The following is a 12,881-nucleotide window of genomic DNA, read 5'->3' as shown; positions in this document are numbered from 1 at the left end:
ATCGCCCGGAGACACAGGCCAAGGGGCGATCCGATAGATTATTATCGAAGCGACCGCGCAGGGGACACCTCTACTCACCCGCCTCCGGCACCCAACGCCGAGTCACCACTCCCGTTCTGCGGCGGTGCCAACGAGCAGGAGGATTCCGTGGCGACCGAAGACCGTGTCCGCGTACCCAAAGCCGGCGAAATCGTCGCCAGTCATCTCCGCCGGCAGATCATCCTCGGAAAACTCGGCGAGGGAACGGCGCTTCCGTCTGAAGCGGTCCTCATGGAACGCTTCGGAGTCTCCCGCCCGACTCTACGGGAGGGGTTCCGGGTCCTGGAGTCCGAGGGGCTGATCAGTGTCCGACGGGGTGCGCGCGGCGGAGCGCGCGTCCACCTCCCGTCCGGGGACACCGCCGCCCGGTACGCGGGTGCGATCCTGCAGTACCGGGGCACCACCCTCGCCGACGTCTACGAGGCCCGGGCTCTGCTGGAGTCCCGTGCCGCCGGCATGTGCGCCGAGCGGCACGACGACGGTGACCTCGCGCGGCTCAACGAGATGCTGGCCAGCTGCCAGGAGGCCCTCGACGATCACGAGCGGTTCTTGTTCATCGACGCGGAGTTCCACCTTCTCGTCGTCGAACTGGCCGGCAACCGAACCCTGCGACTCCTGGTCGGAATGCTGTACCGGATCGTCGAGTCCGCCACCGTGTCCTCCCACATGGCGCGCGTCAGCGACCCCGACCAGCAGCGGACGCTCGTGGGCAAGGCACATCGCGCCAACACCAAGCTCGTCGCGCTGATCCGCAACCGGCAGACCGAAGAGGCGGAGGTCTTCTGGCGCCGGCACCTCACCGCGATCGGCAAACTCCTACTGGAGGACACCGACAAGCAGACCGTCCTCGATCTGCTCAGCTGATTCCTGCGACCGGTGCGCTCATGAGACGGCGCCCATGGTCACGATCATGGTCATGACTTGGCTTTGAAGCTCTCGACGTTGTGGCGCAGCTCGTCGGTGGTGAACGACTCGCCCTCGGCGGCCAGGGAGAAGTCCAGGACCAGCCGGGCGGCCTGCGCCAGATGCAGGTTGATCGCCCGCTTGGTGTCCTGGACGGCCTGCGGGGGCAGCGCGGCGAGCTTGTGCGCGACCCGGCGGGCCTCGTCCATCAGCTCGGCGGCCGGGACCACCCGGTTGGCCAGGCCCAGGGCGACAGCCTGGTCCGCGGGGATGCGGTCACCGGTGAGCAGATACTCCTTGGCCCGCAGGATGCTCGTGGCCAGCGGCCAGAACGCCGCGCCACCGTCACCGGCGACCAGACCCACCTGCACGTGCGGATCAGCCAGGAACGCGGTGTCGGCGATCAGGACGATGTCACTCATGACCGCGATCGTCGCCCCGAGGCCGACGGCGGGGCCGTTGACCGCAGCCACCACCGGCAGGTGGAAGCGCACCACCTCGTCGGCGAGCCGCCGCGCCTCGCGCATGCTGTGCCGGCGGTGTTCCGGGTCGGCGATCTGCTGGGCCATCCCCGGGATGTCGCCGCCCGCGCTGAACGCGCGACCCGCGCCGGTGAGCACCACGGCGCGTGCGTCCCGGTCGCTGGCGATGCGCGCCCAGACGTCGGCGATGGCTTCGTGCAGCCCGCCGGCGAACGCGTTCAACGCCGCTGGACGGTTCATCGTGACGACGCGCACCGGGCCGTCGGACTCGACGAGGAGGACGTCCCCGAAGTCGTAGTTCGCCATGTTCAGTGGCTGCCTCTCCTGGACAGGGTCATCGGTGACCGTCATCAGTCAGTGACTACCATCAGTAATCACTGACTGTCAGTAGCTGCGAAGGCCCATGCTGCGTGCGATCGCGTTACGCTGGATCTGACTGGTGCCGCCGGAGATCGGTGCGACGATGGACTCGCGCCAACGGAAGCTCATCACGCTCTCGGTGGCGAAGCCGTGACCGCCGAGGATCTGCATCCCCCACCGAGCCGCCGCGACATAGGTCTCGGAGCCCTTGAGCTTGGCCATCGAACCCTCACGGGAACACGGCCGGCCCTGGGCGTGCAGCCAGGCGGCCCGGTACGACAACAGCCGAGCGGAGTCGATCTCGACCTGGAGGTCGGCCATCGCGTGCGAGAGCGACTGGAAGTTCCCGATCGGCCGGTCGAACTGCTGGCGCTGCTTGGAGTACTCCAGCGCCTCGTCGAGCGTGGCCTGGGCCACCCCGACGTATGCGCCGCTCATGAGCACCCGCTCGAGGTCGAGCCCGGAGAGCATGACCTTCCAACCGCCGTGCAGGGGACCCACCAGGTTCTCCCGGGGCACGACCACGTCGTGCAGGAACACCTCGTTGGTGCCGAGGATGTGCCGGGCCAACGTCGGCGTCCGACGGATCTCCACGCCTGCGGTCGCAGGATCGACCAGCACCAGGGACAGCCCCTCGTGCTTGGGCGCTGACGGGTCGGTGCGCACGTACATCGCGATGGTCGTACCGGGCAGGCCCGCCCCGGTGCACCATGCCTTCTGCCCGTTGAGGACGAAGTGGTCACCGTGATCGACCGCAGTGGTGCGCAGTGCCGCGACGTCGGAGCCGGCGTCCGGCTCGCTCATGGCGATGGCGAAACGTTCGGTGCCATCCAGCATGCCGGGCAGGTAACGGTCGCGCTGGGCCTGGGTGCCCCATTTCAGCAGGGTGAGCCCGGGGATGAAGGTGCCCGAGTAGCACATCGCGATGTCGAGGCTGGCACGCCCGAGTTCCTCGGCGAGCAGCACGAGTTCGAGCGCGGTACCACCGCCCCCACCGCTGTCCTCCGGTAGTGGGAGGCCGAACCACCCGAGGTCGGCCATGCCGCGGAAGAGCTCCTTGGGCAGGACGCCCTGCTCATCCCATTCCTTGGCCAGCCGCGGTGGGCAGGTACGCGAGACGAAGTCCCGCGCGGTCTGCGCCAGCATGCGCTGCTCGTCCGTGAGGTCAAAGTCCACGACAGCACCTCTCCCATCAGCTAAATCAGCTAACTATAGCGCGTCGGGATCCGCATGGACATCCCACCGCCTGACGCTCAAGTTGCGATAGCCTCAGCTATCAGCTAACTTTTTGTACGGTTTTGCACGTTGATCCGGCCGGAGGCGCCCACCTGGGCGCGAGTGGGCGAGGTAGTCAATGGACGTTGCCGTCACCGCACAGGACAGGCAGTTCCAGGAGGAGGCGCGGTCATGGCTCGCCGATCATCTTACCGGTGACTTCCGGACCATCCTGGGCGTCGGCGGCCCGGCCGACGACACCGCCTGGGAACTCCGCCGGGAGTGGGAAAAACTCCTCGCGAAGGACAAATGGCTGAACATCAGCTGGCCGGTCGAGTACGGCGGCCGCGGGGGAACGCTCGCCCAGGAGATCATCTTTCAGGTCGAGCACGCCCGGGCGCAGGCACCGTACTGGGTGGGGGTCCACGGTCGTGACCTGTTCGGCCCGACCCTGCTCGCGTTCGGTACCCCCGAGCAGAAGGCCCGCTTCCTCCCGAAGATCACCGCGGTCGAGGAGTTCTGGGGGCAGGGCTTCAGCGAGCCCGAAGCCGGCAGCGACCTGGCCGGCCTGCGTACCCGGGCCGAACTCGACGGCGACGAATGGGTGATCAACGGCCAGAAAATATGGATGACCTTCGGTGACTACGCCGACTGGCTGTACGTCCTGTGCCGCACCGACCCGGACGCCCCGAAACACCGGGGGATCTCTATGATCCTGGTGCCCCGCCACCAGCCGGGCGTCGAGGTACGGCCGATCCGGAACATGGCCGGTGGGGCCGAGTTCGCGGAAGTCTTCTTCACCGAAGCCCGTACCAGCAAGGACCTTGTTGTGGGTGAGGTCAACGGTGGCTGGCGCGTGGTCATGGGGACCCTGGGCAACGAGCGCGGCGGCACCACCGTGCTGCCCTTCCAGGCCGGGTTCGAGCGCGAGATGCGGGCGCTGATCGACCTCGTGCGATCCCGGCCGAGCGACCCGGTGCTGCGGGACCGCATCGCGTCGGCCTATGTCGGGCTCCGGGTCATGCAGGCGATGAACATCCGCACCATCTCCCGGGCCGTCGCGAACGCCCACCCTGGACCCGAGTCGTCGATCTCCAAGCTGTTCTGGTCCACCTGGCACCGCGACTTCGGCGAACTACTGATGGACGCGACGGGCGCCGGTTCGATGCTCGTCGAGGACGACTACCGACTCAGCCTGTTCCAGGCGAGCTTCCTGAACTCCCGGGCAGAGACGATCTACGGCGGCGCCGTCGAGATTCAGCGCAACGTCCTGGGCGAGCAGGTCCTGGGCCTGCCCAAAGAACCACGCTGACAAGCCGTCCCCAGCCGCGATCCCCCACCGGCCCACCACAGCGTCGACCTGATGATGTGAATCCGGTGCTGTTGTAACAGCACCGGATTCACATCGTTCCCACCATCAGTCCGTTCCCACCATCAGTCCCGGGGCAGCGCTAACCGAGGACGTCGTCGGCTGCCAGCCGGCCACCGGGTACGGGAGCACCGGTCAGTGCACCGGCGTCGAAGTCGTCGGCCAGCGGGGCGAAGTGCGGCGGTCGACGCTCGATGAAGCTGCGCATGCCCTCCACGAAGTCGGCTGACCCGTTGGTCACCGCCATCACCTGCAACGAGCCGCGCAGCGCCTCGTCCAGGCCGACCTCGAGGTCGCCGTAGACCTGGTGCCGGATGGCCGCCAGGGCGGTCGGTGCACAGTTACGGGCCAGGTCGCCCGCGTATGCCTGGGCCTGCGCGAGTACGTCGTCGCGCTCGACCACCCGGCTGACCAGCCCCAACCGGAGGGCTTCGTCCGCGTCGAAGGTCCGGGCCGACAGCAGGAGGTCAAGGGCGTTCTCCAGCCCGACATACCGCGGCAGGACCCAGCTCAGGCCGTACTCGGCCGCGAGCCCACGACGGGCGAACGCGGTGGAGAACTTCGCACCCCTGGCGGCGAAGCGGACGTCGCACATGAGCGCCTGGACGAGCCCGATGCCGGCGCACCCACCGTTGATGGCGGCGATCAGTGGCTTGCGCAGGGTCCGCGGCCGGTACTGCGGCGGTCGTCCCGACAGGTCGAGCCCCTTGCCGGCCTTCTCGTTGAGACGGCTCGCGTCCATCCCGGGGCAGAAGGTCGTGCCCGCGCCGGTCAGGACGACCGCGCGGACATCGGCGTCCCGGTCCACCCGGTCCAGCGTCCCGAAATAGGCCGCTTCCAGGTCTGGTGACCAGCCGTTCTTCCGGTCCGGACGATTGAACGTCACGGTTGCGACACCATCGCCGTCGGTCGTGCACAGGACCAGATCGTCCGACACCACAGTTCCCTTCGAAGTGGACATCAGCTACCGCAAGCCGGGCGCCCGCCGATGCGAAGCGACCGGCGAGCGCCGGCCGGGCAAGCGCGCGAGTTCAGTCCTTCGCCGCGACCCCGGGCAGGGTCGGGGGCAGACCCGGGTCGTGGTCGGCGAACAGTCGCGGGCCCTCGGTCACGAGTTCCTCGGTCGTCCAGGCCCGTTCGCCCGCGTCAATGGTGGCTGCGACCTCCCAACCGCGGAAGACCGAGACGACCGAGCCGTAGACGTGGAAGATCTGGCCGGTGATGTCGGCCGCGGCCGGGCTGGCCAGCCATCCGACCAGCGGGCTGACGTGCTCGGGTGCCCGGTTGTCGAACGCGCCCTCCTCCACCTGCCCGTAGCCGGCGAAGGTCTGGGTCGTCATGCGGGTACGCGCCCGGGGCGCGATCGCGTTGGAGGTCACCCCGATCCGGGCCAGCTCGCGGGCCATCACGACAGTGAGCGCGCTGATCCCGGCCTTCGCGGCCGCGTAGTTGGCCTGGCCGAAGTTGCCGACCAGACCGGACTCACTGGTGGTGTTGATGAGCCGGCCGTAGACCTCCTCGCCCGCCTTCGCGCGGGCCCGCCAGTAACGGGCCGCGAACCGGGCCGGCGCGAAATGGCCCTTGAGATGCACCTCGATGACGGAGTCCCAGTCGTCCTCCTCAAGGTTGAAGAACATCTTGTCGCGGACGAAACCGGCGTTGTTGACCAGGATGTCCAGCCCGCCGAACGTGTCGACAGCCTGCTGAACCAGCCCGTCGGCGCCCTTCCAGTCCGCGACGCTGTCGAAGTTCGCGACCGCCTCGCCGCCGGCTGCGACGATCTCATCCACGACCTGCTGTGCGGGCCGCCCCTCGTCCTTGCCGGCACCGTCCCAGGCCACGCCCGGGTCGTTGACCACGATTCGGGCCCCCTGGCTCGCGAGCAGCAGCGCGTGCGCCCGGCCGAGACCGCGGCCCGCGCCGGTCACAATGGCCGTCCTGCCGTCCAGCATGCTCATTTCTCTCCCTGATCGGTTACCCTGCGGTCACTGTCGACGGTTGGGCGATGACCACTGCACTGATGACCACTGCACTGACGAGCACTGCGGTGCCGAGCACTCAGCTGCGGACGGCGTCGAAGACCTCCGGCCACATGGCCGGGTCGCTCTCGTAGGTCGCATAGAAGGTGATCCGCGTGGCGACGTCGCCGTACCGTTCCCGCAGGCCCTTACCGACCTCCGCGGGTGAACCGACGACGGAGAACGTCCGAAGGATCTCGTCGTCGATCAGGTCGCCCATCTCCGACCAGCGATTCTGCTTGCTCATGCGGGTCAGTTCGGTCTGCAGGTCGCCCCAGCCGTGCAGCTCCAGGACCCCGCGGTAGGCCGGCGTGGAGGCGTAGAAGGCGATCTGCTTCTTCGTGCCGGCGATGGCGGTGGCAAGCTCGGCCTCATTGCGGCCCACCGTCGCGAACGCCGGGCCGGCCAGGACGAAGTCCGACAGCGTCCGGCCGATCTTCGCCCGGCCCCGCTCCAGGGCCGGAATGGTGACCTCACGCAGGTAGCGCGGCGTCGAGAACGCATGGAAGAACATGCCGTCAGCCACTTCGGCGGCCACCTCGGTCATCAGCTCGCCGACGGCCGCGAGGTACACCGGCGGCGGGCCCCACTCGTGCGCCTCGGGAGAGAAGAACGGCGTCATGAGGGTGTGGGTGTAGAACTCGCCCTCGAACGACAGCGGTGTTGCGTTCTGCCACGTGTCCCAGATGGCACGCATGGCGAGCACGAACTCACGCATCCGGGCTGCCGGCCGCGACCACGGCATCGAGAAGCGCCGCTCGATATGCGGCTTGACCTGGGAACCCAGCCCGAGGACGAACCGCCCCCGGGAGTAGCGGGCAAGATCAAAACCTACGTTCGCCAGCGTCATCGGCGTCCGGGCGAAGGCGATCGCGATGGAGGTCCCGACCGTCAGATCCCGGGTGGCGTCAGCAGCCCGCAACGACAGCAGGAACGGATCGTGTCGTGTCTCGCCCACCCACAGGCCGTCGTACTCCGCGGCCTCGGCTTCCCGCGCGTTGCGATGGACGGCGTCGATGTCCTTTGGAAGCGTCGTATCGATCTTCACAGAGCCTCCCCGGCTGGCCGACAGGCGGCGCGCCGCACCCGGACGCACCCAAGGACATGAAGATGCCTCATCTGTATTGTCTACCTTATTCATAGGCGAGGCGACCAGACCTTCACGACCTGCCCGCCATCCGGACGAAGGGGACCAGCATGCAGGTAGGCCTCTACTTCGACCTCCGCAACCCACCGGACCGCCGCCAGGACCCCACCCGCCTGTACGGGTTCACCCTGGAGATGTGCCAGGAGGCGGAACGACTGGGCGCGGACTCGGTCTGGGTGACCGAACACCATCTGTTCGATGACGGCTACCTCCCGCAACCACTCACCTTCGCGGCAGCCATCGCGGCCTGCACAAGCCGGGTACGCATCGGGACCGGCATCATGATCGCACCGCTGCACGCGGCGGTCGAGATCGCCGAGCAGGCGGCGGTGGTGGACATCATCAGCGGCGGCCGCCTCGACCTCGGCCTGGGCGCCGGCTACCGGATACCCGAGTTCGAGCTGTTCGGCGCCGACCCGGCGAAGCGGTACAGCGCCACCGACGGGCGGGTCCGCGAGCTGCGGCGGATCTGGGCCGACGGTCGGGTGACCCCGCGTCCCGTCCAGGACCGGCTGCCCATCTGGCTCGGGTACCTGGGACCCAAGGGCGCCCGGCGGGCCGGTCTGCTCGGCGAGAACCTGCTGTGCACCTCCGCTTCGAGCGCCGAGCCGTACCGCGAGGCACTCGCGGAGGCCGGACACGACCCCATGATCGCCCGGATGGGCGGCGGCATCCAGGGCTGGGTCAGCGACGACCCGGAACGCGACTGGCCGGTCGTGGGCAAGCATCTCGCCTACCAGCTCGACTCCTACCGCCGGCACATGGTGGCGGGAACCGATGCGCCGACGCCACGGCCGGTCGATCCCGACCGCATCCGGGCCCGCGAGACGTCCAAGAGCTCGCTCGACTACTTCCACTACGGCACGCCCGAGGATGTCGCGAGCAGCATCCGAGTCTCGGTCGGCGACGCGCCGGTTGACACCGTGTACCTGTGGGCCTCCCTCGGCGGGATGCCCGAGGAGCTCGTAGCCCAGCACGTCAACGTCGTGTGCACCCGTCTCGCGCCGCTGCTGCGCGCGGTGGATGCACCTACGCCGCCACCGGCCGGGTAGGCGGCCACCTGAGGACGGATCCCCCACGGGAACGCTGGATTTTCGGGGAAACCCTTTCTTCCACCGGCGCGACAATCGGTGCCGGCCTCAACCGAGCACGTCAAGGACGCTGGCCTCATCGAAATGCTCCAGGACGACCTGGTTGGTCTCCACCAGATGGCGTCGCCAGAAAACCTCCGCCCCGGTGGCGTCACCGGCCGCAATGAGATCGACCAGCCGCCGATGCGCACGCAGGGCGAGATCGTCCTCATGAAACTCCGCCCCGCTACCGGACGGCAGCGTAGCCCGATGCGCCATCGTCACGCCGGTGACCAGATGATGCAACATTCTCGTCAGCACCGCCAGGGTATGGTTACCAGCCAACTCCACCATTGTCTCGTGGAAGTCGGTGTGCGCCGGAATCAGACTCTCCGGACCGGCCAGGCGCTGCTCGTCGGAATCGAGATGCGCCGTAAGCGCCTCGATATCCCGCCGGCGCCGCCGCGCCGCCAGCAGCCGGGCCGCCGGTGGTTCAATCACCGAACGGGCTTCCAGCACGTCGGCAACAGTCACATTGTCGTGTTGGAGGACCAGTCCCACAAAATGCGCCGCCACATCGCCATTTGGAACATGCACCCGCGCCCCGCCGTGCGCACCGCGGCGCACGCCGATCAGACCCTCGGACTCCAACACCCGGAACGCCTCGCGCAGCGTCGGCCGCGAAACATCGAACCGCGCCATCAGGGACGCCTCGTTGGGGAGGCCGTCACCTTCTCGAAGATCACCGCGGATAATCTGCCGACGCAGGGCGGCCGCCACCAGCTCAGCGGTCTTGGGCACCCGGACGTGACCAGTCGCGTCGATGTCGGCGGGTCGTCTGTTCATCAACCCATCGTATAGTTCATTCAGCCATCACCGAAGCATCTTGGGCATAGCCGTCGCGCCGGCGCCGTGGGGTAGCGGCCGGTGTGACCCGTGGGCTGTCCCGGGCCCCACGGCAGCCCGTACCACCGCCGCCCGGCGCGGGCCCCGGGTAGACAAACATGGCGAAGTGCGGTGCACACACCATAGTCTCCTCATCCGCACCCACTGCCCTGCTCCAGCTGCCCTCCTACCTCCGCCGCCGCGGGCAGCACCGACCCGCCAGTTCTTCCTCAGGAGTACGAAATGACCCATATCGATACAGCCATCCTTCTGATTCGCCTCTGCGTGGGTCTCACTCTGATCGCCCACGGATGGAACCATCTGTTCGGCGGTGGCCGGATAGCGGGCGCAGCCGGCTGGTATGGGTCCATGGGCCTGCGCCCGCCGCTCGTGCAGGCCTGGATGTCGGTGCTGTTCGAGTTCGCGGCGGGCATCGGCCTCGCCGCCGGCTTCCTCACGCCGCTGGCCGCGTCAGCCGCCGTCGGCCTCATGGCGGTCGCGGGAGTGGTTGCACACCGGCGGAACGGCTTCTTCGTGTTCCGCGAGGGCTACGAGTACGTCCTGATGATCGCCGTGATCGCGATCGGGATCGCCACCGCAGGCCCGGGCAAAGCCTCGCTCGACCACGCGATCGGCCTGGGCGGAGCCGGCTGGGCCGGCTTCGCGATCTCCACCGGTGTCGGTCTCGCGGGGGCCGCCGCGCTCCTGGCGACCAGCTGGCGGCCACAGCCCGTCAAACAATAAGAGCAGGCTATTGTTACCCCGCGCGCCGGAGCGTCCGGACGTCACGGCGCGTGGATTTCTTCATGTTGTCGACGAAAAATTTCCCAGGTGGCGATACGTACGGATGAGAAGACCGCGGTTGCCCGGCGCCCGGAGGAACCGCGCGCCGGAGCTCCTCCTCAGCGCACTGTTCGGATGGATCCTGCTGTGGGCACTGACAAATCCGCCGGGAACCGCTCCGGATGAGCCGAGCCATTACGCGAAGGTCGTGGCGGCGGGACACGGAGACATAGTCGGTGCCACCGTCCCGTTCGCGGAAATACAGGCGCTGCGAGCATTCAACGAGGATTCGCTCCGCCAGGTCCGTAACGCCTACCGAAGCTTCCTGCTGCCAACCGACCTCCGCGTCACGACGAATCCTCCGTGTACCGCGTTGCACCTGGCTGCGTCGGCGACCTGCCTGCGCCGGCCGGCGGTCGTTCCAAACGGTCGGGTCAACAGCATTGTCGGAGCGTATCCACCCTGGCTGTACATACCCGCGGGAGTACTCACCCGGGCCGCCTGGTCGGTTCAGTCCGGCTACGTCCTGGCGCGCCTGGGGTCCGCCTTCATCTCGGCGGGGTTGCTCGGCGCCGGCCTGTGGCTTCTGCTGGGCGGGCAACCGCCGGACCGGATACGCAGTCAACGGCCCCTGCTGCTGGCCGGCTTCGCGGTCGCGGTCACCCCGATGGTGCTCTTCCTCAGTTCGCAGGCGGGTACCAGCGGCGCAGAGGTCACCGGGGCGATCGCGTCCATCGCGGCGGTGCTGCGCCTGTCCCGTGCCCAACAGCCCACGGCCCGAACCTGGTTGGTCGCCGGCGCCGTCCTGGCCACCACCGCGCTGAGCCGTCCGCTTGCTCCGCTGTGGGTGGCTTTCGCGATCACGATCGGGATCGGCCGTCTCGGCGGACCCGCGGTGCTGATGCGAGTACGCGGGGCTGGCCGACCCGCGGCCGCGGCGGTGACGGTCGTCGGGGCGGGGATCGCCGCAACGGTGCTCTGGACGCAGGCTCTGTCGCTGCGGACCCCGGTTCTGTGGGGCCGTCTCGGCCACGGTCTCGCGGTCGCGATCGGCCTCGCCCCACAGTCCGCGCGCCAGGCCGTCGGGGTTTTCGGCTGGCAGTCGATCCCCATCCCGGGCGCCGTGTACTGGCTGTGGGGGCTACTGGCAGCAGGGCTCTTCCTCGCCGCGTTCGCGCTCGGCGGTCGGCGCGATCGCGCGCTGCTTGCGGGCAGCCTCACGGTGGTCGTGGCCGGCTACGAACTGCTCGCCGCGGCCGTGTTCATCCAGAACGGCTTCGGCATGCAGGGCCGCTATATTCTACCCGCGCTGGTGATGCTGCCCCTGCTGTCGGTGGAGGTGCTCGCCGACCGACTGCCCGCGCGCCTGAGCGGGCATGCGGCCACGGTGGCTACCGGCGTCATCGCCATGACCGCGGTCAGCCAGTTTGTCGCATGGGTCGCCAACAGCCGTCGGTACGCGGTCGGCGTGGACGGACCGCTGTGGTTCGTATCGGGCTCGGCGTGGTCGCCATCGGGCGGCTGGCTTGTATGGCTGGTCCTGGCCTGCCTGCCGGTCATGATGACCTTTGCCGCGGCCCGGTCATCCGCCGCTGTGCGGCCCGACCGACCGCACAGTCCGGGTGCCCACCGCCACGCCGCGACCGATGATGGCGACGATGCCGAGAACCGAACGACGCAGCCGACGCCACCGGGCAATCCAGGTGGCATGCTGCACTTGGACAACTCGGCGTAGAAAAGATCGCGGAGGGGGCGCCGTGGCTGTTGCGCCAGAGGCCAGCCGCATCGTGGCCAGCCGGTACCGGCTCATCGAACGGCTCGGCACCGGCGGAATGGGCACGGTCTGGCGCGCCTTTGACGAGGTGCTGCTGACCGAGGCGGCCCTCAAGGAGGTCGACCTCGGCGGTGATCTTGATCCGTTCGAGCGGGCCGACCGGGTTGAAAGGGCCTTGCGAGAGGCCCGGCATGCCGCGCGGCTGCGGGGCCATCCACACGTGGTGACCATCCTCGACGTGGTTGTCGAGGATGGTCTGCCGTGGATCGTCATGGAGCTGGTGCCGTCGCAGTCGCTGTTCCAGCTGGTTCGCGATCACGGCCCGCTCCCCGTCGCCGAGGTGGCCCGCATCGGCATCGGGATCGGCGACGCCCTGTCCGCCGCGCATGCGTTCGGGATTCTGCACCGCGATGTGAAGCCCTCGAACGTGCTGATCGGAACGGGCGGCCGGGTGGTCCTGACCGACTTCGGCATCGCGACCCGTGACAGCGACTCCGCGCTCACCGTCACCGGAGTGCTCGGAACACCGTCGTACATGTCGCCGGAGCGGTTGAACGGCGATCTGGCGACACCCGAGGCGGACCTGTTCGGCCTCGGCGCGACCCTCTACTTCGCCGTGGAGGGGAAGCCGCCGTTCTACCGGGAGACCTTTGCCGCGATGGTGGCGGCGATCCTGTTCCAGCCCCCGTCGCCGACCGACCGGGCGGGCCCGCTGGCCGACGTCCTCGCCGGTCTGCTGGACAAGGATCCGCGTACCCGGCTGACGTCCCGCCAGACCCGCGGACTCCTGATCGACATCGCGACGGCACGGCCACCGGTCGGCGCGCCGCCCCCAG

Annotated in this window: 12 protein-coding genes; 6 read left to right on the top strand and 6 right to left on the bottom strand. The window is 68.6% G+C overall.

The annotated features are described in order from the left end of the window. Positions 1–147: 147 nt before the first annotated feature. Positions 148–903 (top strand): FadR/GntR family transcriptional regulator, encoded by a 756-nt coding sequence (locus U9980_RS05070; protein WP_322766896.1) that lies wholly within the window; start codon positions 148–150, stop codon positions 901–903. 50 nt (positions 904–953) lie between these two features. Here the strand turns inward: U9980_RS05070 and U9980_RS05065 are convergent, their stop codons facing one another. Both U9980_RS05065 and U9980_RS05060 read right to left on the bottom strand, forming a co-directional pair. Beyond that, positions 954–1,775, bottom strand: coding sequence for an enoyl-CoA hydratase/isomerase family protein (locus tag U9980_RS05065; protein ID WP_322766895.1), 822 nt, complete (start codon positions 1,773–1,775; stop codon positions 954–956). Positions 1,776–1,808: 33 nt separating this feature from the next. After that, positions 1,809–2,960: an acyl-CoA dehydrogenase family protein gene (locus U9980_RS05060; protein ID WP_322749438.1), complete on the bottom strand. Its 1,152-nt coding sequence runs from the start codon at positions 2,958–2,960 to the stop codon at positions 1,809–1,811. A 178-nt stretch (positions 2,961–3,138) separates the two neighbouring features. Here U9980_RS05060 and U9980_RS05055 point away from each other — a divergent pair, with 178 nt between their 5' ends. Further along, positions 3,139–4,311 (top strand): acyl-CoA dehydrogenase family protein, encoded by a 1,173-nt coding sequence (locus tag U9980_RS05055; RefSeq protein WP_322766894.1) that lies wholly within the window; start codon positions 3,139–3,141, stop codon positions 4,309–4,311. A 139-nt stretch (positions 4,312–4,450) separates the two neighbouring features. Here U9980_RS05055 and U9980_RS05050 read toward each other — a convergent pair whose 3' ends face one another. From U9980_RS05050 to U9980_RS05040, 3 genes are all read right to left on the bottom strand, one after another. Next, positions 4,451–5,305 (bottom strand): enoyl-CoA hydratase-related protein, encoded by an 855-nt coding sequence (locus tag U9980_RS05050; protein ID WP_322766893.1) that lies wholly within the window; start codon positions 5,303–5,305, stop codon positions 4,451–4,453. Between the two features lie 94 nt (positions 5,306–5,399). Continuing rightward, on the bottom strand, positions 5,400–6,326 hold the full coding sequence (locus tag U9980_RS05045) for an SDR family oxidoreductase (RefSeq protein ID WP_322766892.1): 927 nt from the start codon (positions 6,324–6,326) through the stop codon (positions 5,400–5,402). Positions 6,327–6,426: 100 nt separating this feature from the next. Next, positions 6,427–7,434: an LLM class F420-dependent oxidoreductase gene (locus U9980_RS05040; protein ID WP_322751262.1), complete on the bottom strand. Its 1,008-nt coding sequence runs from the start codon at positions 7,432–7,434 to the stop codon at positions 6,427–6,429. A gap of 149 nt (positions 7,435–7,583) precedes the next feature. Here U9980_RS05040 and U9980_RS05035 point away from each other — a divergent pair, with 149 nt between their 5' ends. Next, complete coding sequence (locus U9980_RS05035; RefSeq protein ID WP_322766891.1) at positions 7,584–8,585, top strand: LLM class flavin-dependent oxidoreductase; 1,002 nt, start codon at positions 7,584–7,586, stop codon at positions 8,583–8,585. Positions 8,586–8,672: 87 nt separating this feature from the next. Here the strand turns inward: U9980_RS05035 and U9980_RS05030 are convergent, their stop codons facing one another. Continuing rightward, entirely contained in the window at positions 8,673–9,449 is a 777-nt protein-coding gene (locus U9980_RS05030) for a FadR/GntR family transcriptional regulator (protein ID WP_322751264.1), read from the bottom strand. A 282-nt stretch (positions 9,450–9,731) separates the two neighbouring features. Here U9980_RS05030 and U9980_RS05025 point away from each other — a divergent pair, with 282 nt between their 5' ends. The 3 genes from U9980_RS05025 to U9980_RS05015 form a co-directional block, all read left to right on the top strand. Then, positions 9,732–10,232 (top strand): DoxX family protein, encoded by a 501-nt coding sequence (locus tag U9980_RS05025; protein WP_322766890.1) that lies wholly within the window; start codon positions 9,732–9,734, stop codon positions 10,230–10,232. Positions 10,233–10,335: 103 nt separating this feature from the next. Then, on the top strand, positions 10,336–12,006 hold the full coding sequence (locus tag U9980_RS05020) for a DUF2142 domain-containing protein (protein WP_322766889.1): 1,671 nt from the start codon (positions 10,336–10,338) through the stop codon (positions 12,004–12,006). Between the two features lie 22 nt (positions 12,007–12,028). Continuing rightward, the coding region (locus tag U9980_RS05015) for a serine/threonine-protein kinase (RefSeq protein WP_322766888.1) at positions 12,029–12,881 on the top strand (853 nt) is incomplete at its 3' end.

This window comes from Protofrankia sp. Cr1 (assembly GCF_963555865.1).
Taxonomy (GTDB): Bacteria; Actinomycetota; Actinomycetes; order Frankiales; family Frankiaceae; genus Protofrankia.
The sequence above is the reverse complement of the archived record's forward strand: the minus strand, read 5'-3'. Positions and strand labels throughout refer to the sequence as shown.